Raw genomic sequence first — 20,499 nt, 5'->3', positions numbered from 1 at the left:
TTCAAATCCTCAACAGTGATTCCAACATCTCATCAACGACCTGGATTACTTTGGCGTTTGCAGCATAGTTCCGCTCAATAAGAAGGAGTTTTTGTAGCTCTTGATCAGTATCTACCCCGCCAGAGCGCTCAACATCAGAGAGTGTTTGAACTCTCGCGATCTCATAACTTTCACGTTGCTCAGACGCATGTCTTTCCTGAGAAATCTGCGTTAAAAACTGTCCTATTAAGTCAGCACTAGAACCCGCATCGGAAAATGCCCCAGTTAACGGGGAAGATACTTGGGAAAAACTATCGGCATATGCGTTCAGCAACTCATTATTAGACGCGGGTCCAGCATCGATCGCGGCGATACCATCCCGAATTCGCCATGCCTCCCCCCCATCAGCAGCAATCACTGCGGAGTTGACACTCAATCGAGATGACAAACCTGCTTCGTACAACGGATCCAGCGTGCCGCCGTTATCAGTAAATAGGCCCGCATCACTTAACCCCAACGTCCCATCTGCGGATGACGCTCTGTCCATCAAATCGCGCGACAATGCATCAAGATTGGCTTGTATCTTTGGAATTTCCTGGTCTCGCAACTCAAAATCTGCTGATAAAGCCCCACCAGAGATAGCTTCTATTGCTGTGCCGCTCACACTGGAGGCGCCAGAAATTTTCAACCCTGACAAAGCTCCGGTTTCAAGGGTCATGTCCGGTGTTATCACCCCAGTTTCCACAAATTCAAAGGATGCCGCTTGATAGTCCACGAGCGTCGTTCCATTCGGTGTAACCAATGCAACCTGCCCGAAGTCACGAGCCACTGTTTGTACAGGTACAATCGCACCGATGCTGTCAATCACCGCTTGCCTTTGATCCATTAAGCCCGAGGCATCCCCCCCTGAATTCAATTGCGTGCGTATCTCTCCGTTCAGCCTGTCGACATTCGAAAGCCCCGTGTTCAGATCAGCAACGTGCCTGCTGATGGCGCTGTCCGCCTCATCCCGCAAATCGATTAGATGATCAGATATCTCATTGATTTTATCGGTCAATCCGATGGCACTGTTAACAACAGAACTAAGCGCGGAGCTATCCGAGGGAGTAATGGATGCCGTGATTAAGTCCTGTTCAAACTGGCCCATCAGACTACCCAGTGAGGCACTTGATGTTGGAGACCCGACAGTTTGTTCAATCGACGCCAACGCTTCACTTCGCGTGGACTGGTAACCTAACTCAGCCTGTGCAAGACGCCGGTCGGCAATTGCAGTCTCATTCACAACGCGCTCGATGCCGTTGATTTGCACTCCAGCGCCCTGCCCACCAACAGTAGCAGCGCCCAATGAAAGTTCACGCCGCCCGTAACTCTCCGTCATTGCGTTCGCTACGTTGGAAGACACAACTTCAGCCGCCCGGGATACAGCGTTCAAGCCAGAGGTCGCATTTGATAGAGACGCAGACATACTCATAAGTGGCTTCTCCCCTCAGTTAGCGCTTGATGTTCGTAGTTTCCTGCAACATCTCATCAACGGTTTGGATAACCTTTGCATTAGACGAATAAGCGCGTTGCGTTTGGATCAATGCCGTCAATTCCCCCGCAACATCCGTTGTGGATTCCTCAAGCGCATAACCTAGTATATCGCCCGTCGGCCCGTCCCCTGCGTCCCATAAAAAGAAGGAACCACTCTCGTTAGACGGCACATAAGTTTGGTTGTCCATGGCCGTCAGCCCATTCGGGTTTGGCAAGTCGACCAGAGGAATTTGGTAAATTGTCCGAGTAATTCCGATATCAAAGGTCGCTTGTACGAAGCCATTTTCATCGACTTCAACAGAAGTCATATTTCCGACTGGGGACCCATCCTTGGTGATTTGTGTCGGCGCGAAGCTATCGGAAAGCTGCGTTACTCCAGTCCCCGATCCCAGTTCACCGATTGTAATTTCCAATGGCCCGCCGTCTAACTCCACCTCGAAACTGCCAGTTCCAGCAACATAATCACTCCCGACAGTCGATGTCCGCACAACAGACGCCAACGTGCCGCCACTGCCACGCGTGTCATCAAACGTCAGCGTGTATTCTCCTACAACTGCTCCCCCATCGGCAGAATCACGCATCTCCATCGTCCACTCATTCGAAGCTCCTGATGTGGGGACAACCGGAGTGTAGGTCACAAAGAGATTTTGAGAGGTGCCAAGATTGTCGAAATATTCAACTGACAATTCAAGTGAATCCCCGCTTGCACCAGCTTCGGTATCTGTCGCGGGTAAATTAACTCCCAAGCCCATCCGCGTCGTCGGCTCACCTGCAAACTGGTTAACATTGATTTGAATTGGTTGGAGACCATCTGCAGTATCGCGCGGAAACGTTGGAACTGTCCCGTCCGAATCTGCAGGCCACCCCATAAGGACCATTCCGGTATCAGTCGTCAGATACCCTTGAGAGTCGGTACGAAACGAACCAGTTGTGGCCAGCCTGAATGGAGTGTCGCCGCCATCAAGGTTGATCGCGGCCTCCGTTGTGATCGGTAAAAACCCACGCCCACGAACTGCCAGATCGGTCGAGTTGGTCGTGGTAAGCAATGAGCCTTCCTGATCGATTAACCGCTGCGAAGTAACACGCACGCCACCCGCGGAATAATTGCCCTGACTGTTCGAAATGACCATCGAATGGAATTCTGTCTCAGCGCGCTTATATCCGTTCGTTCCTGAATTGGCGATATTGTCAGAAATCGTAGACAGGCGGCTGGCATTTGCCGCAAGGCCAGCCACGCCGGCATTCAAAGAAGAGGAAATTGTCATAGTGCGCCTTTCTGAAGCATTACGTCTTGAGAAGAGTTATTGCGCTCGCAGACTTAACATCGCGCTAACAGATAAAATTGGATTGATTATTCGCGAGAATTAACGGGGTGCTCGCAACAGCGTCACCTCAAGCCGGTTGTTCCGCACTTCCATCGGGTCGTTCAGCAGCGGTTTGCTTTGACCAAATCCTGTCACACGTTCCATTCGGTCGGGGTCCAAACCCTCACGATCCATCAACTCGCGTACCAAATGTGCGCGGCTGGTCGTCTCGTCCCAAGCAGGGTTATCCAGCAAAACCCTTGGATAGGCTTGGGAGTGGCTCGCGACAGCCACGTTATTTGTCACGGTAGAAAAAACGTCCACGATCATCTTCGAAATTTCACGCAACACCTTTGTCGGTTGGCCCGTTATCGGATCGAACAACGGCGCCCCTTCAAGATCAAAAATTTCGACAACTAGCCCTTCGTCCGTGACATCGGTAATGATGTGTTCAAGTGTCATTTCCTTGATCAAGCTATCGCCACCTCGTCCCAGAACCCCAGTGGCCAGTTGCTCAAACATCGCTTGTTCTTGCTGCGCCAATGCCGCATCCGCGCTGTCCCTTGTCATAGACAGATCTGGAAGCCCACCTTGCCCTGATTGCGGGAGCTGCGACTTCACAAGCAGCGAATCCCCTCCAAAGGCCCCGTCACCCCCGCCCGACACCCGCGCCACTGCAATCGTCGGGGTAAAGTAGTCGGCCAACCCTTTGCGCTGCTTTTCAGTCGTGGCATTCAGCAACCACATCAGCATGAAGAACGCCATCATCGCGGTCACAAAATCCGCGTAAGCAACTTTCCAAGCACCGCCGTGATGCCCTCCGCCGCCCGACACCTTCTTGCGCTTAATAATGATCGGTCGTGCAGCATTGTCGCTCATGACAGTCCTCGCCAGCAGATTACCGAGGGGATTAAATCAGAAGCTGCTGAAACGACGGTTAACAGTTAAAATTGTTGAGGTAATTCGGCTAACCTCTGGCGCGGTCTAGCAGCAATGAGGTCTCACTACCTGTCACCCCTTGAATCTCACGAACCTGCCGCAGCACACGATCGAAGTCAGGCAGATTGGCCACTTCTATTCGCGCAACCAAATCCCAAACGCCGTTTGTTGTATGTAGATCCACGATTTCAGGCATACGCCGAAGGTGGCGGATCACCGGCGCGGCTTGGGCGCCTTTGACCTCAACCATCATAATCGCTTGGATTAAATCATCCAATCCAGCTTGCCCCATTTCGATGGTAAAGCGGTGTATCGTGCCGTTGTGTTTCATCCGGTCTAGCCGCGTTTGCACCGTCACCCGTGAAACCCCCAGCTGGCCCGCCAAGGTCGTAATAGACGCCCTGCTGTCTTGCTTAAGTAAGCTTATCAATTTTTGGTCGGTGGCATCCATATTCGCTCAAGTTTTATCATATCGCACAAAGTTGTAGACATTATGATAATTATACCTCTCACATTTGTCACTCTGGTTATCGCTTTCGTTATGCCTGCCAATTATTCTGGGCCCAACAGCATAGGAGCGCGAAATGACATCTAAGTCTTGCATACTCGTCGGGGCCCCCGTGCAATCCGGCGCAAGCCAGCCCGGTTGTGTTATGGGTCCGGATGCCTACCGCACCGCGCGATTAGCGCACACTTTGGCCGGGCTTGGCCACACGGTCACGGACCGCGGCAATGTCGTCCATGATGTGCCCCACAACGTCGCCCACGAGAACGCGGCGATACACGACTTGGGGCAAACCGTGGCCTGGGCATCCGCGTTGCAAGATGCGGCCTATGATGCGGCTCAGTCAGGCGAGATGCCAATCTTCCTTGGCGGCGACCACAGCATGGCATTGGGTACGGTTCCCGGGGTCTCGCGTTACTGGCAACAGCAAGGCCGGCCCCTCTTCGTGCTTTGGCTCGATGCTCACCCTGACTTCCACACATTTGAGACCACAAGCAGTGGCAACCTTCACGGCACGCCGGTTGCATACTTCAGCGGCTTGCCCGGTTTCGAGGCCTACCCCAAGCTGGCAGCCCCAGTTGATCCCGCCAATCTGTGTATGATGGGCATCCGCTCCGTTGATCCGGCAGAAAACGCGGCGCTGGCGGAACACAATGTCGAAGTCAAAGACATGCGCGCCATTGACGAGCACGGCATTGCCGCCCCCTTGCGCGCGTTCTTGGAGCGTGTACGTGCCGCGAACGGCGCCTTACACGTATCACTAGATGTCGACTTCCTAGAACCATCAATCGCCCCTGCAGTCGGCACCACCGTGCCGGGAGGCGCCACCTTCCGCGAGGCACATCTGGTGATGGAAATGCTCTGCGACAGCGACCTTGTCACATCCTTGGATCTGGCCGAGCTGAACCCATTCCTTGATGAGCGCGGGCGCACAGCACACCTCATGGTCGACCTCTGCGCGAGTCTTATGGGTCGCAAAGTACTCGACCGCCAGACAAGGAGCTTGTGATGCTCTCAGCTCAAGCCCCTGCCGCAGTGGTAATGGTTCGCCCGCATCATTTTACATCCAACCCGCAAACGTTAGGTGACAACGGTTTTCAGTCCAAAGACACGCGCAATCCCTCTGAGATATCCAGTCTCGCGCGGGCAGAGTTCGACGGCATGGTATCAAAGTTACGCAATGCGGGGATCACCGTTCACGACTTCGATGACACGGGCACTGCAACACCAGATTCTGTCTTCCCGAACAACTGGTTCTCCACCCATACGGGGGGGCATCTGGCCGTCTACCCTATGTTTCCCGAGAACCGCCGCCTCGAGCGCCGCTGGGACATCATAGAGACGCTAAAGACCGAATACCGTGTGCAAGACGTCATCGACTTCTCAGGGTTGGAGCAAGACGGCGTCTTCCTAGAGGGCACGGGTGCGATGGTCCTCGACCACATTTTCCGCGTAGCCTACACGGTGCAATCCAATCGCGCTGATCCCGTGATCCTTGAACGGTTCTGCACGCATTTCAACTACGAGCCTATGGCCTTCGCCGCCGCCGACAACTCTGGCACCAGCGTCTATCACACCAACGTATTGATGACTGTGGGCACGGGTTACGCGTTGATCTGCGACGCAATGATCACAGATCATGATCGCCGCGCTCAAGTCATGCAACGTTTGGCTGAAGGCGGACGGGATGTGATTTCCCTGACGCACGATCAGATCGATAACTTCGCGGGAAACGCTTTTGAGCTATCCGGCAATGACGGTTTGATTCTAGCACTGTCGGAAACCGCTTTTAACGCGCTTACGCCCTCCCAACTAAATCGCATTGAGCAACACGCAACACCGCTGCCCCTTGCTGTGCCCACGATTGAAACCGCTGGCGGCTCCGTCCGCTGTATGTTGGCAGGCGTGCATCTTGCCCGCCGTCCAGAACAGAAAGCTCCCTGATATGACAACGCCATCCAAACTGGCCCTTGTGCCATTCGTATCCGTCGACAACATGATGAAGCTGGTGAATGCCATCGGCCCAGCCAAAATGATTGCGGAAATCGCAGATTACATCGAGGCCGACTTCAAACGCTGGGAGCAGTTCGACAAAACCCCCCGCGTAGCCGCCCACTCCGATGAGGGCGTCATCGAGCTGATGCCAACCTCTGACGGCGAAAGCTACGGCTTCAAATACGTCAACGGCCACCCCGCCAACATGGCGCGCGGGTTCCAAACCGTGACTGCCTTCGGTGTGCTGGCCCGCGTCGATAACGGCTATCCGGTCCTGTTGTCCGAGATGACGATCCTGACGGCCCTGCGCACCGCCGCGACATCCGCGTTGGTCGCGAAATACTTGGCCCCCAAGGGATCCAAAACCATGGCGATGATCGGCAATGGCGCGCAGTGCGAATTCCAGGCGCTGGCGTTCCAAACTGTCGTCGGCATTGACACTGTTCGCCTCTATGACATCGACCCAGAGGCCACGGCCAAAGCCGCCAAGAACCTCGCGGCGACTGGCCTGAAGGTCGTCTCTTGTACCTCCGCCGAGGAGGCCGTCGCAGGCGCGCAGATCATCACAACCTGCACCGCCGACAAGCAGTGCGCGACGATCCTCACCGACAACATGATCGGTGCTGGGGTGCACATCAACGCCATCGGTGGCGACTGCCCCGGCAAGACCGAGTTGCACCGCGACATCCTGCTGCGCTCCGAGATCTTTGTGGAGTACCCGCCGCAGACCCGCATTGAGGGTGAAATCCAGCAGCTGGAAGATGATTATCCGGTGACCGAGCTGTGGCGTGTGATGTTGGGGCAGACCGATGGGCGTCGCGACGACAAGCAGATCACCCTGTTCGATTCGGTGGGCTTCGCGACCGAGGACTTCTCGGCCCTGCGCTACATCCGCGATCAACTCACCGATCACGACACTTTCATCGAGCTGGACATGCTCGCAGACCCTGACGATCCACGTGATTTGTTCGGTATGGTCGCACGCGCGGCCGTATAGGGCGCATTTGCCCTTGCGCCCTGCCTTATGGCCCGCCATTTTAAAGGTGTTCTCAGGGCGGGGCGAAATTCCCCACCGGCGGTAAGCGGATCACTCCGTAAGCCCGCGAGCGCCTTTCACCGCGAAAGGGTCAGCAGATCAGGTGCAACTCCTGAGCCGACGGTCATAGTCCGGATGAAAGAGAACGAGCATATGAACCCCGCGCGGGGTCCGTATGCCCGTGATCGCCTTGGGTGACGTGTCGTTGCTAAGAAGGAGAGATCACTATGACACCCACCCGATACGCGTTCGTCAAAGCCAACTGGCACTCGGATATCGTTGACCGAGCCTTGGAAGGTTTCTGCGAATTGATCCCCGCGTCGCAAGTCGACGTCTTTGATGTGCCCGGCGCATTCGAGATGCCCCTGCTGGCCCGCGATCTGGCCTCTACCGGCACCTATGCCGCTGTGGCCTGCGCCGCGCTGGTGGTGGACGGTGGCATCTACCGCCACGACTTCGTCGCACAGGCGGTGGTGGACGGGCTGATGCGCGCCGGCCTCGATAGTGGCGTGCCGGTTTTGTCAGTGTCCCTGACCCCGCACCACTTCCAAGAGACCGAGCATCACATGGCCATCTATAGCGAGCATTTCGTGACCAAGGGTCGCGAAGCAGCAAACGCGGCCCTAATGATCGGCAAGGCCCGCGCAGCCGTCGCCGCCTAAGCTAGCTTTTGCGTGTCCCCGCAAATGGAAATCGCTTGCCCAGAAATTGTTCGTCCTCTCGTGGAGGCAAGGAACAAACACTGGTCAGCGATCTGTTGCGGGGTCACGTAGTCCTTGATGGACACATGCGAAAAGGCGGCCACTTCAGTCTCTTCATATGACTGCCCCAACCGCTGCGACTTGGCCTCCAAGACTCGCCGCTGCCGGTCACCGGCAACCAACCCCGGCAAGATCGCATTGGCCCGCACACCGTAAGGCCCCAGCTCCAACGCCAATGACTTTGTAAATCCAATCACCCCCCATTTCGCCGCCGCATAAGGGCTGCGAAGGGCAAAGCCGACGCGTCCCGCAAGGGATGACAGGTTGATGATTGATCCGTTGGCGCTGGCCTTCAGCGCATCAACCGCCACTCGCGTGGTGTTAAACTGGGACGTCAGACAGACCTGAAGCGTGTCGTCCCAGCCGTCAGGCGCGATGTCTTCAACGCCTCCCGTCGGCCCTGCGATGCCCGCGTTGTTCACAAGGCAATCTAAGCCCCCCATCTGCGCAATGGTGTCCCCCATGAAGCGGGTGACGGCGTCGCGGTCAGATACGTCGACCTTGGCCGTGCGCATTCCCTGAACACCCTCCAAGGCCTGCTCGTCGATGTCGCAGATGGTGACGGTGGCCCCTTCGTCTCGAAACCCTTCCGCGATCACCTTGCCAATTCCACTCGCGCCCGCCGTGACGATCACGCGGTGGCCTTTCAAACCCAAATCCATGCTTCCCCTTTCCTGAAAACCTCTCTTAGGACAGTATCAACGAAAAGGAGTCTCGCAATGTCTGATACTGTAATTGTCACCGCCGCAATCACAGGAGCCATTCATACGCCGACCATGTCGGATGCCCTGCCGATCACTCCGCAGCAGATCGTTCATGCTGCCGTGGAAGCCGTCGAGGCTGGCGCAGCAATCGTCCACCTCCACGCACGCAATCCCGAAAACGGCGCCCCTGATCAATCGGCGGAGGCGTTTGAGCCGATCCTCTCCGCCATTAAGGATCAGTCCGACGTGGTGATCAACATCACCACCGGCGGCGCCCCCACGATGACCGTGGCAGAGCGCGTCCGGCCCGCGCAACAATGGCAACCCGAGCTGGCTTCTCTCAACATGGGCTCCATGAACTTCGGCCTGTTCGGGATGCTAGGCCGGTTCCCAGAGTTGAAGCACCAATGGGAGGCGGACTACCTCGGCAACCGCGACATCATCTTCCGCAACACGTTCGAGGACATCGGCTTCGTGCTAGACACCCTGCGGTCAGCTGGCACCCGGTTCGAGTTTGAATGCTACGACACCGCCCATCTCTACAACCTCGCGCATTTCCGCGATGCGGGCGCCGTGGAGGGGCCGCTGCTCATCCAGACAGTGTTTGGCCTGCTCGGTGGCATCGGCGCGCACCCAGATGACGTGGCCCATATGAAGCGCACTGCGGACAGGCTGTTTGGCGACGATTACGTCTGGTCTGTGCTTGGAGCGGGTCGTAACCAAATGCCCATCGCGGCCATCTCAGCGGCTCAAGGGGGCAACGTTAGGGTCGGTTTGGAGGATTCCATCTGGTTGGAAAAGGGCGTGCTCGCCCCCTCAAGTGCGGCGCAGGTCACCAGGGTTCGCGAAATCATCGAAGGGACAGGGCGGCGCATCGCCACACCGAACGAAGCCAGAAAGCGCCTGAACTTGAAGGGCGGCAATAACACCGCCTTCTAGATCACCGCTTTCTCCACAAACTTGCGGCCCTCTACAATCCGGTCATAACCAAAGGGCGTCAGGTCCAGTGATCGATACTCGCCGTAAGTGATCCACTCCGCCACGCCGCGCCCCATTGCGGGGCTTTGCTGAAGTCCATGCCCCGAGAAGCCGTTCACGAACACGAAGTTCGCCACCTCGGTATGCGGACCAATAACCGCGTTTTGGTCAAAGGCGTTGAACGCATAATGCCCCGCCCAAGAGTTCATCAACTTGATCGCCTCAAACGCTGGAACACGGATCGCTAGGGCGGGCCAGACCTTCTCTTCCCAGATCGAATGATCCTGCACGAAGTCATCAAACTCGACGGCGGGGTCGTCGTCGGGCGGGCATCCTGCAAGGTAGTATTTCCCCTCGCTGCGCATATGCACGCCGCTTGGGTCAATGGTCAGCGGCAGGTCTCTGTCCAACGGCTGTTCAGCGGCGAATATGTATGTGTAGCGTTTGCGTGGCTCGACAGGGATCTTCAAGCCCGCCATTTGAGCGGTCCGCGCCGCACGCGGGCCAGAGCAGTTCACAAGCGTGCCACAAGCCACCACGTCGCCCGACGCCAAGGTGACGCTTTCAACTCGGTCGCCAGTGGCATTTTTGGCGATCTCCGCCACCTCATTATGCAGGTATTCGACGCCGTTGGCCTTGGCTTTACGCCGCCACCAATCAAAGATCGTGCCTCCGTCAAAGTAACCCTCATTGACCAAGTTGTGGTTCCCGCCAATGATCCCCTCAAGGTTGTAAAACGGGTAATCCGCCATGATTTCGTCCGCGGTCATAAACCTCGTGCCGGCACCAAGGTGCTGCTGTATCGTTTGGGCCTCGCGCAAAGAGGACGCAAAGCCCTCATCGTCTGCCAAATACATGTAGCCGTAGCTTTGCAGCACAATGTCAGGCGCGTCGTCGTCTTGCATGAAGTCTTTGAAGCCGTGAATGAACTCCGCCCCAAACTGCGAGATCTTAACATTCACCTCCGCCGAGAACTGCTGCCGGATGCAGCTGTTTGTGTGTGACGTGGAGGTGAATTCATACGTCGGGTCTCTCTCCACCACCAAGATCGAGCCGTCAAAGTCAGGGTTGCGCGACAACCACCACGCAACCGAGGAGCCATACATAGCCCCCCCGACAATCACCACGTCGTAGCTGTTGGTTTTGGGTGTCAGCATGCGGCTACTTTCAAAGTACAACCAGCGGCTCTATGGGGCCGCAACACCTTTATCTGACAACCACGTGAGGCGTTTGGCAATCCCTTGCGAACACCGCCTCTAAAATTATCGCGGCCGGCCCAACCCCGTTAGGATCGGGCAATCGGGCCGCCCGTCGCCTGCACATGCGTGCACCAGCTCTCCCAGCGTTTCGCGCATAGACTGCAAGTCGGCAATCTTTTGGTCGATCTGCGCCAAGTGCTCTCCCGCAATCCGCTTCACATCAGTGTTGGCTCGCGACTGATCTTCCCACAAGGCCAACAACACACGGCAATTCTCGATAGTAAAACCAAGCGCACGAGCACGGCTAATGAACGTCAATTTATGCAGATCGTTTTCACCAAACGCGCGGTATCCGTTGCGGTCGCGTGCAGGCCGGATCAGGTCAATGTCCTCATAGTAGCGAATGGTTTTTGCAGGCAGCCCTGCGCGCGTCGATACCTCACCGATATTCATGCCGAACCTCCCGCTCGTTTCAGTCGTAGCGCGTTGCTCACCACAAAGACGCTCGATAATGCCATCGCGCCCGCCGCCAGCATGGGCGACATCAGCACACCCCAGAACGGATATAGCACGCCCGCCGCCACGGGGATTAGCGCGGTGTTATAGGCGAAGGCCCAGAACAGGTTTTGCCTGATATTGGCCATCACACGCTTACTTAGGTCGATTGCCTTCAAAACTCCGCCCAAGTCACCCGACATCATCACAACATCGGCAGTCTCGATCGCGACGTCCGTGCCGGTGCCAACGGCCACCCCCACGTCGGCGGCGGCCAACGCTGGGGCGTCGTTGATGCCGTCCCCGACAAAGGCCAACATGCCGTGACCTTTTAATTCGGCTATGGCGTCGGCTTTGCCGTCGGGCATGACACCCGCTACGACCCTCGTAATCCCCAACATATCCGCGACGGCTTGCGCCGTTTGCGCCGTGTCCCCTGTGACCATCGCGACATCTACGCCCTGCTCTGTCAGGCGCGACACAAGCTCTGCCGCTTCTGGCTTCACTTGATCCGCGACAGCGATCACCCCCGCCGCCACACCGTCAATGGCTACGAAAACCGGCGTCTTGGCTTCACCAGCCCATTGCGCGGCGATGGAGCCCAAGCCAGCCAAGTCGATACCTTCGCGGGCCATCAATCGCTTCGCCCCACACAAAACCACTGCGCCATTAACCTTGGCGCTCAGCCCCAATCCGGTGATCGACGCAAAGTCAATCGCATCCGAAACAACCAAGCCACGCTCTTTTGCCTCGCGCACAATCGCGGTGCCAATCGGGTGTTCAGACAACGCCTCCACCGCTGCGATTTGGGCCAGCACTTCGGCTTCGTCAAATCCACTCAACACAGTCACATCCGTCACATCAGGCCGCCCCATCGTCAGCGTCCCTGTCTTGTCGAACGCAATGGTCTTCACCTGCGACAGCACCTGCAAAGCGGAACCTTTCCGAAACAGAACTCCAAGCTCTGCGGCCCTTCCTGTACCAACCATCACGGAGGTCGGCGTCGCCAAGCCCATCGCGCAAGGACAAGCCACGATCAGGACCGAAACCCCCGCCACCAACGCGTGGCTAAGTGTCGGCCCAAAGATGAGCCATATTATAACTGCTACCGAAGCTGTCAGTAGGACCGCTGGCACGAACCAACGCACGATCTGATCCACGACCGCTTGTATGGGCAGTTTGGCGCCTTGGGCCTCTTCAACCATGCGCACGATGCCCGCCAAAACGGTATCCCCGCCCACGGCGGTTGCTTTGACTTGCAGCGCGCCGGTTCCATTCACCGTCCCGCCAATTACTGCGTCACCGTTTCTGCGTTCCACAGGGACAGGCTCGCCGGTGACCATGCTTTCATTAACGAAAGATCGTCCATCGACAACTTCGCCATCCACGGGAATTCGCGCGGCGGGCCGCACCAGTGTGACGTCACCTGTCTTAATGTCATCAATGCCAACCTCAACCCACTCACCAGCACGCTTTACCTGTGCCACTTTCGGCTTTAGCTCCAGCAACGCGGTAATAGCCGAGCCAGTTTGCACCTTCGCCCGCGCCTCCAGCCAGCGGCCAAATAGGATCAAGGTCACGATCACCACCGCCGCCTCAAAGTACACCGCGCGGCTTGCCTCAGGCAGCAGGCTTGGGGCGAATAACGACACCGATGAAAACACCCAAGCAGCCGAAGTGCCCAATGCAACAAGCGAATTCATCTCCGGCGCGGCGCGCCACAGCGCGGGGAACCCATCGCGGAAAAATTGTCGTCCGGGGCCAAGCAAAACGAGGGAAGCCAGAACCCACTGCAGCATCCAACTGGTTGGCTGCCCAATGGTTTGTGCCACGAGCTCCCGTACCCCCGGGACGAAATGGCTACCCATCTCTAGGGCAAACACAGGCAAGCTTAGAAGCGCTGCGATTACGGTGGCCTGGCGAAGCGAATTCACTTCTTCCATGCGCTTCTCAGTAGCGCTTGGCGCGCTGATCTGTTTGTCCGTCAGCGGTACCGCCACATAGCCTGCGGACGTGATGGCTTTCGCGATACCCTCGACTGTCTGACTGCCACGCAGCCACGAAACTGTCGCAGTGGAGGTGGCCAAGTTGACCGATGCCTCCACGACACCGGGAAGTTCGGTAGCACCGCGCTCCGCCCGCCCGACGCAAGACGCGCATGAAAGACCTTCAACGCTAAATTGGGATGTCTCTTGAACCGCAGGATAGCCCGCGGCGTCTAAGGCTGTGACCACGCCGTGCAAATCCACATCGTCGCCGCCAATCCGTGCATTGGACGTTGCTAGGTTCACCGCCGCAGATGCTACATTTGGCAGCCCCTGTAAAACGCGTTCGGCCCGCCCCGCGCAAGACGCGCAGGACAGGCCATTAATTTCGAACGACAGTGTGCGTGGATCCGCCAATTGCGAGACCTCTGATAAATGTCAGGGACTCGCTATATGGGGGTTCCATCTACTGGAAGGTCAAGCCCTCAAGACGCTTTTGTCAGCCCATCAGGTGCAAAAACATGCTGGCGCTCTGGGATTGCCGTGAAGTGCAATGTGTCCCCGTAAGCCTCAGTTGGTGGTGTCTCCATCTTGGCGATGAATTCGGAACCATCTTCAGTGATCAGGTGGGCAAGGGCGTATTCACCCAATTGCTCAACCAGATCCAGCTTACCCGATATCAATGCGCCAGCAGCGTCAGTGGCTATCAGATGCTCAGGACGGATGCCCAAAGTGTCGCCTTCAGTATATGTCGCAGGACGCGATCCGGTGCCAACATCATTGCCAACGAAGAAGTTCATCTTCGGGCTACCGATGAATTGCGCAACGAAAGAGTTCGCCGGGCGTTCATACAGCTCAATCGGGGAGCCGACCTGCTCAATGCGGCCGTCACGCAGAACGACGATCTTGTCGGCCAATGTCATCGCTTCCACTTGGTCGTGGGTCACGTAGATCATTGTGGACTTCAACCGCTCGTGCAGGCGTGCAATCTCCAGACGAGTCTGAACACGCAAGGATGCGTCGAGGTTGGACAATGGCTCATCGAACAAGAACACTTGAGGATCACGAACAATGGCACGGCCAATAGCCACACGTTGACGTTGACCACCCGACAGGTTGCGCGGGCTGCGGTCTAGGTAGGTGTTGATCTGAAGCACTTCGGCGGCAGCTTGAACGCGGCGGTCGATCTCGTCTTCAGGTGTTTTAGCCTGCTTCAGGCCAAACGCCATGTTCTCATACACAGTCATGTGCGGGTACAGAGCGTAAGTCTGGAACACCATGGCAACGCCACGCTTGGATGGCGCAACTTCGTTCACCTCGCGATCGCCAATAGCGACTGTGCCGTCAGAAATTTCCTCAAGACCCGCGATCATACGCAGCAGTGTTGATTTACCGCAGCCCGACGGGCCAACGAAAACAACAAACTCACCGTCGTTAATGTCGAGGTCGACGCCATGCATAACCTGCACGTCGCCGTAGCGTTTCACCAGGTTGCGAATTGTTAAACCGGCCATATTAGCTCCATTTCCTTAATTGCGCCTCGAAGGGCGGTGGTGAAGTCCTGAAAGCGGTCTGGCAGATCCGCCCAAAGAAGTTTTGAATTACAAAAAGCGTCGAGACTCTCGTCGCCCGCAAGCATTGGTTCCAGTAAATCCCAGCTTGGCTCGAAGTACTTGAACGGGATTTTACCCGCGGCCACATGCTTCGAGAACACGTACCAGCTCGCGATAGAACGCAGCCCAGCACTCGGGGTAATCCCCTGCGCAAAGCAGCTTTCCAACGTTGGCCGAATAAAGATTGGAAACTTCGCCATGCCGTCCGCGCAAATGCGCTCAACAGAGTCGGCGATGGCAGAGTTGCCAAAACGATCCGCAATGCTTTGCAGATATTCCGCACGATCAAACGGGAGATCCAAAGTCAGCGCGGGAAGGACTTCGTCGCGCTCATAGGCCCAAAAATGATCGTTCAGGTCGGCTTCAGCCATCGCAGCATCAAATGTATCGATGCCATGCAACGCAGCGAGATAAGCAAGGCAAGTGTGCCCTCCGTTCAGGATGCGAATTTTAGCTTCCTCAAACGGGTGAACATTTGGCGTAACTGTAACTCCAACTGCACCAAGGTCCGGCATTGGACCAGCGAAGTCGTCTTCCAGAACCCATTGAGTAAAGCTCTCAGCAATGATCGGGGACACCGCTTTGCTGTCGAACATGGCACGAACCTCAGCCAGAAGCTCGGGGCTACTGCGTGGGGTAATTCGGTCAACCATAGAGCACGGGAACGTCACGTTCGCCTCTACCCAAGCGAGCAGATCAGCGTCACCCTTCAACCGAAGGTAGGAACGGAAGTTCGCGCCCAGCTTGGTGCCATTCTCACGAATGTTGTCACAACATAAAATTGTAATCGGCTGACCAGTTCCATCCTTACGCGCGCTCAATGCACGGGTAAGGTAGCCATAAACTGTGGTCGGTGTTTTCCCGGAAACTTCGCCTACGATCGTCGGGTCCTCAGGGTTCAACAGCCCAGCATCGTCCGTGTAATAGCCACTCTCAGTCACCGTGATGGTGACGGCATGTACGCTAGGAAGGGACAACAGGCTTTCAGCGCCAGCGGCGTCCTTGCTCCAATCAGCGAATGCGACGTGGGAACGAACGCGGCGGAAAATAGTCTGCCCATCTGGCGAAATCGATTTAACAACATAACCGTCGGACTCGGCGTCATATTTGGCGAAGACTTCCGCCTCTGGCGCACGCAGGTTTACTGCGGCAATGCCCCATCTCAGGTCGCCGGTGGCTTCCATCATGTCATCGATATATTGTGCTTGGTGGGCTCGGTGGAAAGCCCCGAACCCCAAGTGGACTACGCCAATCTCGCAAGATTTTCGGTCGTAACCGGTGGCGTAAAGTGCCGTTGTAGTCGGCTTATTCATGACGCGCGCGCCCCTTTAGATACAAGTTCCTGCCTAGCAAATTCGCGGTAGGCTGAAGGCGTCATGTCCTTCATCTTAAGAAACTGGCGATTGAAATTTGCAAGGTTTTGAAACCCTACGTCGTAGCAGATCGACGAAATTGGCTCGTCGGTCGCGTAAAGTTTTCCGCAAGCCTGCCCAATGCGGACACGATTGACGAACTCGACAAAACGGTGCCCCGTGACGGCTTGGAAATTCCGCGAGAACGAGGTGGTGCTCATACCCGCTTTTTGTGCCGCAAGCTCAACCGACATGTCATCGGCGTAGCATTCGACGATATGGTTAATCACATCGGCGATCCGTGTCTGTTTGCTGCTTCCCTCAGGTTGCACGATCTTCATGACCGAAAGCGTCTTCTTCTCCGCATGTTCATTCACGCGAATAAGAAATCTGAGCAAGGCCACGATGCGCTCCGGACCCTTAGAGTCGCGAATTGCCTCGAGGTGACCCTTTGCAAAGGTCGGGTTGAAACCCACAAACTCGATACCCGATTGGGCAAGTGTCAACATCTCACGAAGCTCTAAAAATTCGGGGAACGCTGTTGCAAGCCGGTCCAAGCTGCCTTGGCTGAATTGCACCAGCATATCCCGTGTTGGAATTGGTTCTTTGTAGACTTGGTCAGTTATCCAGTTGTGCGGCAGGTTAGGACCGGTCAGGTACAAGGCCCCTGGTCCAAAGTCGCCAATGTAGTCACCTACAAAAGCTTTGCCGCGCGTGTCCGTAATCAAGTGTAGCTCGTACTCACGGTGGCTGTGCCAGCGGCACAGATCCGTGGGCCAACCGTGCTCCAGATAGCGGATGCTTTCTGTAGCACGGTCGACGAACTCGATTTCCGGCTGGATAATCGACACTTACTTCACCGCCCCGAAGGTCAGGCCTTGAACCAGCTGCTTCTGAGCCATCCAACCGAAGACAACGATTGGCGCACAGGCCAGCGTCGACACGGCAGATACTTTCGCCCAGAACAGACCCTCAGGCGCTTGGAACGATGCCACAAAGGCGGTCAACGTGCTGGCGTCTGTGGTGGTCAAAACGATCGACCAGAAGGCTTCGTTCCAGCACAAGATGATCGACAAGAGCGCAGTAGATGCGATCCCGCCCCATGCAAGTGGCAGCACGATTTGGCGGATCTCGTTGAACGTCGATGTGCCGTCCATACGCGAGGCTTCCAAAATCTCTTTCGGGATCTCACGGAAATAGTTGAACAAGATCAACATCACGATCGGCAGGTTCATCAGCGCGTAGATGATGACCAACAGGATACGTGTGTCAAACAGGTTAAACTTCTGCGCCAAGAAGTAGATTGGCATCATAACGCCAACCGCAGGCAACATCTTGGTCGAGAGCATCCACATCAACACGTCCTTGGTGCGGCGTGTCGAGTTGAAGGCCATCGAGTAGGCCGAAGGGATGGCAATCAGAAGCGCAAGCAAGGTGCCACCGAAGGCCGTGATGACCGAGTTGATGGCAAACTTGGTGTAGTTCGTGCGCTCTTGGATTTCCAAGTAATTCTCCAAGGTTGGCTCGAAGATCAACAATGGAGGAATTTGGATGGCCTGACCTTCAGTTTTGAAGCTCGTCAGAACCATCCAGAAGATTGGAAAGAAGAACACGATTGCTGCGATCCAAGCAAAGGTCACGGCCGTGCGGTCGATCCATATTTGGCGTTGTCTATCTGTCATGGTTACACCGTCAATGTTTTGCCAACGGCGCGGATCAAGAAGAGCGCGACAATGTTGGCGAGGATGATTGCAAAGACACCACCGGCGGAGGCAACGCCTACGTCAAAGGCTTGCTGCGACTGGATGTAGATCAAGTACGTGAGGTTGGTCGACGACACGCCCGGACCACCAGAGGTCGTAACAAAGATCTCAGCAAAGATCGCAAGGTGGAAGATCATCTGGATGAGCAGCACGATAGAAATCGGGCGCGCCAGATGTGGCAACGTCAGGTTCCAGAACTGGGACCAGAAGCCAGCGCCGTCCAGTGTGGCGGCCTCTTTTTGCTCTTGGTCTTGGGACTGAAGTGACGTCATGAAAATCAGGATGGCGAATGGGGTCCACTGCCAGCTCACCATGATGATGATCGAGAACAATGGGTACTGCGCCAGCCACTCAACGGGCTGAAACCCAAGGGATGTGGCAAACGAAGCAAACAACCCGTTATTAGGGTCCATCAGCATGTTCTTCCAAACCAAGGCCGAAACGGTTGGCATGATGAAGAACGGCGAGATCAGCATAACCCGAGCGATGCCGCGTCCTTTAAACGGGCGGTCGATCAGGATGGAAATTGCCAGTCCCAGCACGATGGTGATTGCAAGAACCGAACCAACGAGGATCAATGTGTTGATCAACGCGGGCCCGAAAGATGGGTCAGTCGCGAAGAAGCGGTAGTTATCAAGGCCGATAAAGCCTGTGCGTTCTGGGTACAGTAGGTTGTACCGGATGGTCGAGAAGTAGACCGTCATGCTTAGTGGCACGATCATCCACACGAGAAGCACAAAGATACTTGGCGCTTGTAGCCATCTGACGAGTGTCGGATTCATGAAATAGCCCCCTGGTTGGTACGTCACTCATCACACGCGCGGCGCTTGAGTGGTCCAATTGGCGAGAAAACGGAATGGAGTAGGATTAGTCGCTCATATCGGGGCGGAGACCGAAGTCCCCGCCCCTAAAGATTAGCCTGGGCTTAGTAGTAGCCGGCTTTCTTCATTTCACGGTCAGCAGCTTCTTGGCTGTTAGCCAATGCTTCTTCAACAGTGATGTTGCCTGCAAGAGCGTCAGTCATTTGTTGACCAACAGCTGTACCAATTGCTTGGAACTCAGGGATGGCAGCAAATTGAACACCAACGTATGGGGATGGGTTCAGTGTGCTGTCTTCTGGGTTAGCAGACAGGATGGCTTTCAGCTCAGCTTCGTCGAACGTAGCCGCTTCTTGGAACTTAGGGTTGTCGTATGTGGACTGACGTGTGCCAGTCGGAACTGCACCCCAACCGTTTTTGGAAGCTACAAGCTCGATGTAGGACTTGGATGTTGCCCATTCGATGAACTTCTTAGCGTCGTCGCCTTGCTTGGTGCCGGCAGGAATTGCCAAGGACCATGCCCACAGCCAGTTCGCACCTTTGGTGGTCGCTTTTTGTGGAGATTGAGCGAAGTCGATCTTGTCAGCAACTTTGGACTGACCTGGGTCTGTCACGAAGGACGCCGCGATAGTTGCGTCGATCCACATGCCGCACTTGCCTTCGTTGATCAAAGCCAAGATCTCGTTGAACGAGTTGCCTTCGGAGCCGGGAGGGCCCGATTCGTTGAGCATATCAACGTAGAAGGTTACTGCGTCTTTCCAAGCGTCGGAGTTCAGAGCAGGTGTCCAATCTTCGTTGAACCACTGTGCGCCGAAGGAGTTCGCCATGGTCGTGATGAACGCCATGTTGTCGCCCCAGCCTGGCTTACCGCGAAGACAGATACCGTAGACGCCTTCGTCTTTGTTTGTGATCGCTTTAGCAACGTCACGAACGTGGTCCCAAGTTGGGTTGTCTTCGATGGACATACCAGCAGCTTCAACCAAGTCCTTGCGGTACATGATCATGGACGATTCGCCGTAGAAAGGTGCAGCGTAAAGCTTACCTTCGTGGCTCAGGCCGCCACGCATAGCTGGCAAGATGTCATCAACGTCGTACTCGGCGTCGAATGTCAGTTCTTCCAACCAACCGCGCGAACCCCAGATTGGAGCTTCGTACATGCCGATTGTCATGACGTCGAACTGGCCACCTTTGGTGGTGATGTCCGTAGTAACGCGGGAACGCAGTGTGCCCTCGTCCAAAGTTACCCAGTTCAATGTAATGCCTGGGTTGGCTGCCTCAAACTCTGGTGTGAGTTTTTGCATTTCGACCATGTGGCCGTTGTTTACAGTAGCGATAGTCAGCTCACCGGCAGTGGCAACAGATGCACCAGCTACACCGAGGGCTAGGCCCAGCGCTGTGTTACGAAGAGATTTCATGTTTTCCTCCCTGAAATCACGGTTATCTAATTCCGTACTCACTAGGGTGCGTTTTCCCTCGCGTGATAGCAAATACCTTTTTCGCAAGGGTTGATACTTTTTTTACGTTTTAAAGAGGCATACGC

Annotated in this window: 19 protein-coding genes and 1 riboswitch; of the genes, 5 read left to right on the top strand and 14 right to left on the bottom strand. The window is 55.8% G+C overall.

The window, feature by feature from the left end:
* Position 1 precedes the first annotated feature (1 nt).
* The 4 genes from flgK to ABJN86_RS08450 form a co-directional block, all read right to left on the bottom strand.
* Positions 2 to 1,444 carry a flagellar hook-associated protein FlgK gene (gene flgK / locus ABJN86_RS08465; RefSeq protein WP_348366919.1) on the bottom strand — a complete coding sequence of 481 codons (1,443 nt, stop codon included), beginning with the start codon at positions 1,442 to 1,444 and terminating at the stop codon, positions 2 to 4.
* Positions 1,445 to 1,469: 25 nt separating this feature from the next.
* On the bottom strand, positions 1,470 to 2,777 hold the full coding sequence (locus tag ABJN86_RS08460; protein WP_348366288.1) for a flagellar hook protein FlgE: 1,308 nt from the start codon (positions 2,775 to 2,777) through the stop codon (positions 1,470 to 1,472).
* Between the two features lie 99 nt (positions 2,778 to 2,876).
* Positions 2,877 to 3,695 (bottom strand): flagellar motor protein MotB, encoded by an 819-nt coding sequence (locus ABJN86_RS08455; RefSeq protein WP_348366286.1) that lies wholly within the window; start codon positions 3,693 to 3,695, stop codon positions 2,877 to 2,879.
* A gap of 88 nt (positions 3,696 to 3,783) precedes the next feature.
* Complete coding sequence (locus ABJN86_RS08450) at positions 3,784 to 4,206, bottom strand: Lrp/AsnC family transcriptional regulator (protein ID WP_348366284.1); 423 nt, start codon at positions 4,204 to 4,206, stop codon at positions 3,784 to 3,786.
* A 133-nt stretch (positions 4,207 to 4,339) separates the two neighbouring features.
* Here ABJN86_RS08450 and rocF point away from each other — a divergent pair, with 133 nt between their 5' ends.
* The 4 genes from rocF (at position 4,340) to ABJN86_RS08430 (ending at position 7,953) form a co-directional block, all read left to right on the top strand.
* A complete protein-coding gene (rocF, locus tag ABJN86_RS08445; protein WP_348366282.1) occupies positions 4,340 to 5,269 on the top strand; it encodes an arginase in 930 nt (309 codons plus the stop codon).
* Positions 5,269 to 6,204, top strand: coding sequence for an arginine deiminase-related protein (locus tag ABJN86_RS08440; RefSeq protein ID WP_348366280.1), 936 nt, complete (start codon positions 5,269 to 5,271; stop codon positions 6,202 to 6,204). Before rocF ends, ABJN86_RS08440 begins: the two co-directional genes overlap by 1 nt.
* Before the next feature lies 1 nt (position 6,205).
* Positions 6,206 to 7,252 (top strand): ornithine cyclodeaminase, encoded by a 1,047-nt coding sequence (locus tag ABJN86_RS08435; RefSeq protein WP_348366278.1) that lies wholly within the window; start codon positions 6,206 to 6,208, stop codon positions 7,250 to 7,252.
* A gap of 44 nt (positions 7,253 to 7,296) precedes the next feature.
* A riboswitch (FMN riboswitch) is annotated at positions 7,297 to 7,442 on the top strand.
* Between the two features lie 76 nt (positions 7,443 to 7,518).
* Positions 7,519 to 7,953 carry a 6,7-dimethyl-8-ribityllumazine synthase gene (locus ABJN86_RS08430; RefSeq protein ID WP_348366277.1) on the top strand — a complete coding sequence of 145 codons (435 nt, stop codon included), beginning with the start codon at positions 7,519 to 7,521 and terminating at the stop codon, positions 7,951 to 7,953.
* Here ABJN86_RS08430 and ABJN86_RS08425 read toward each other — a convergent pair.
* Positions 7,950 to 8,714, bottom strand: a complete 765-nt coding sequence (locus ABJN86_RS08425) for an SDR family oxidoreductase (RefSeq protein WP_348366275.1) — start codon at positions 8,712 to 8,714, stop codon at positions 7,950 to 7,952. The genes ABJN86_RS08430 and ABJN86_RS08425 overlap by 4 nt on opposite strands.
* A 57-nt stretch (positions 8,715 to 8,771) precedes the next feature.
* Here ABJN86_RS08425 and ABJN86_RS08420 point away from each other — a divergent pair, with 57 nt between their 5' ends.
* Positions 8,772 to 9,695, top strand: coding sequence for a 3-keto-5-aminohexanoate cleavage protein (locus tag ABJN86_RS08420; protein WP_348366273.1), 924 nt, complete (start codon positions 8,772 to 8,774; stop codon positions 9,693 to 9,695).
* Here ABJN86_RS08420 and ABJN86_RS08415 read toward each other — a convergent pair.
* The 9 genes from ABJN86_RS08415 to ABJN86_RS08375 all read right to left on the bottom strand — a co-directional run bounded on the left by ABJN86_RS08415 (position 9,692) and on the right by ABJN86_RS08375 (position 20,374).
* Positions 9,692 to 10,891: an FAD-binding oxidoreductase gene (locus tag ABJN86_RS08415; RefSeq protein WP_348366272.1), complete on the bottom strand. Its 1,200-nt coding sequence runs from the start codon at positions 10,889 to 10,891 to the stop codon at positions 9,692 to 9,694. The genes ABJN86_RS08420 and ABJN86_RS08415 overlap by 4 nt on opposite strands.
* 105 nt (positions 10,892 to 10,996) lie before the next feature.
* Positions 10,997 to 11,386: a Cu(I)-responsive transcriptional regulator gene (gene cueR / locus ABJN86_RS08410; RefSeq protein ID WP_348366270.1), complete on the bottom strand. Its 390-nt coding sequence runs from the start codon at positions 11,384 to 11,386 to the stop codon at positions 10,997 to 10,999.
* Positions 11,383 to 13,830, bottom strand: coding sequence for a heavy metal translocating P-type ATPase (locus tag ABJN86_RS08405; RefSeq protein WP_348366269.1), 2,448 nt, complete (start codon positions 13,828 to 13,830; stop codon positions 11,383 to 11,385). Before ABJN86_RS08405 ends, cueR begins: the two co-directional genes overlap by 4 nt.
* Positions 13,831 to 13,898: 68 nt before the next feature.
* The gene (gene ugpC / locus ABJN86_RS08400) at positions 13,899 to 14,927 is read right to left on the bottom strand and encodes a sn-glycerol-3-phosphate ABC transporter ATP-binding protein UgpC (RefSeq protein ID WP_348366267.1); all 1,029 of its coding nucleotides are present in this window, start codon (positions 14,925 to 14,927) and stop codon (positions 13,899 to 13,901) included.
* The gene (locus ABJN86_RS08395; RefSeq protein WP_348366265.1) at positions 14,915 to 16,339 is read right to left on the bottom strand and encodes a mannitol dehydrogenase family protein; all 1,425 of its coding nucleotides are present in this window, start codon (positions 16,337 to 16,339) and stop codon (positions 14,915 to 14,917) included. The genes ugpC and ABJN86_RS08395 overlap by 13 nt, the downstream gene beginning before the upstream one ends.
* Complete coding sequence (locus ABJN86_RS08390) at positions 16,336 to 17,229, bottom strand: AraC family transcriptional regulator (RefSeq protein WP_348366264.1); 894 nt, start codon at positions 17,227 to 17,229, stop codon at positions 16,336 to 16,338. The genes ABJN86_RS08395 and ABJN86_RS08390 overlap by 4 nt, the downstream gene beginning before the upstream one ends.
* The gene (locus ABJN86_RS08385; RefSeq protein ID WP_348366262.1) at positions 17,230 to 18,060 is read right to left on the bottom strand and encodes a carbohydrate ABC transporter permease; all 831 of its coding nucleotides are present in this window, start codon (positions 18,058 to 18,060) and stop codon (positions 17,230 to 17,232) included.
* A gap of 2 nt (positions 18,061 to 18,062) precedes the next feature.
* The gene (locus ABJN86_RS08380; protein ID WP_348366260.1) at positions 18,063 to 18,923 is read right to left on the bottom strand and encodes a sugar ABC transporter permease; all 861 of its coding nucleotides are present in this window, start codon (positions 18,921 to 18,923) and stop codon (positions 18,063 to 18,065) included.
* Between the two features lie 143 nt (positions 18,924 to 19,066).
* Positions 19,067 to 20,374: a sugar ABC transporter substrate-binding protein gene (locus ABJN86_RS08375; RefSeq protein ID WP_348366258.1), complete on the bottom strand. Its 1,308-nt coding sequence runs from the start codon at positions 20,372 to 20,374 to the stop codon at positions 19,067 to 19,069.
* Between the last annotated feature and the right edge of the window lie 125 nt (positions 20,375 to 20,499).

Source organism: Litoreibacter sp., from assembly GCF_039974535.1.
Lineage (GTDB): Bacteria > Pseudomonadota > Alphaproteobacteria > Rhodobacterales > Rhodobacteraceae > Litoreibacter.
This window is presented reverse-complemented; position numbering and strand designations above follow the sequence as displayed.

Bases quoted from the DNA above. Each gene is read 5' to 3' on its own strand.
- flgK (WP_348366919.1), bottom strand. From the start codon at position 1,444: ATGTCTGCGTCTCTATCAAATGCGACCTCTGGCTTGAACGCTGTATCC.
- ABJN86_RS08460 (WP_348366288.1), bottom strand. From the start codon at position 2,777: ATGACAATTTCCTCTTCTTTGAATGCCGGCGTGGCTGGCCTTGCGGCA.
- ABJN86_RS08455 (WP_348366286.1), bottom strand. From the start codon at position 3,695: ATGAGCGACAATGCTGCACGACCGATCATTATTAAGCGCAAGAAGGTG.
- ABJN86_RS08450 (WP_348366284.1), bottom strand. From the start codon at position 4,206: ATGGATGCCACCGACCAAAAATTGATAAGCTTACTTAAGCAAGACAGC.
- rocF (WP_348366282.1), top strand. From the start codon at position 4,340: ATGACATCTAAGTCTTGCATACTCGTCGGGGCCCCCGTGCAATCCGGC.
- ABJN86_RS08440 (WP_348366280.1), top strand. From the start codon at position 5,269: ATGCTCTCAGCTCAAGCCCCTGCCGCAGTGGTAATGGTTCGCCCGCAT.
- ABJN86_RS08435 (WP_348366278.1), top strand. From the start codon at position 6,206: ATGACAACGCCATCCAAACTGGCCCTTGTGCCATTCGTATCCGTCGAC.
- ABJN86_RS08430 (WP_348366277.1), top strand. From the start codon at position 7,519: ATGACACCCACCCGATACGCGTTCGTCAAAGCCAACTGGCACTCGGAT.
- ABJN86_RS08425 (WP_348366275.1), bottom strand. From the start codon at position 8,714: ATGGATTTGGGTTTGAAAGGCCACCGCGTGATCGTCACGGCGGGCGCG.
- ABJN86_RS08420 (WP_348366273.1), top strand. From the start codon at position 8,772: ATGTCTGATACTGTAATTGTCACCGCCGCAATCACAGGAGCCATTCAT.
- ABJN86_RS08415 (WP_348366272.1), bottom strand. From the start codon at position 10,891: ATGCTGACACCCAAAACCAACAGCTACGACGTGGTGATTGTCGGGGGG.
- cueR (WP_348366270.1), bottom strand. From the start codon at position 11,386: ATGAATATCGGTGAGGTATCGACGCGCGCAGGGCTGCCTGCAAAAACC.
- ugpC (WP_348366267.1), bottom strand. From the start codon at position 14,927: ATGGCCGGTTTAACAATTCGCAACCTGGTGAAACGCTACGGCGACGTG.
- ABJN86_RS08395 (WP_348366265.1), bottom strand. From the start codon at position 16,339: ATGAATAAGCCGACTACAACGGCACTTTACGCCACCGGTTACGACCGA.
- ABJN86_RS08385 (WP_348366262.1), bottom strand. From the start codon at position 18,060: ATGACAGATAGACAACGCCAAATATGGATCGACCGCACGGCCGTGACC.
- ABJN86_RS08380 (WP_348366260.1), bottom strand. From the start codon at position 18,923: ATGAATCCGACACTCGTCAGATGGCTACAAGCGCCAAGTATCTTTGTG.
- ABJN86_RS08375 (WP_348366258.1), bottom strand. From the start codon at position 20,374: ATGAAATCTCTTCGTAACACAGCGCTGGGCCTAGCCCTCGGTGTAGCT.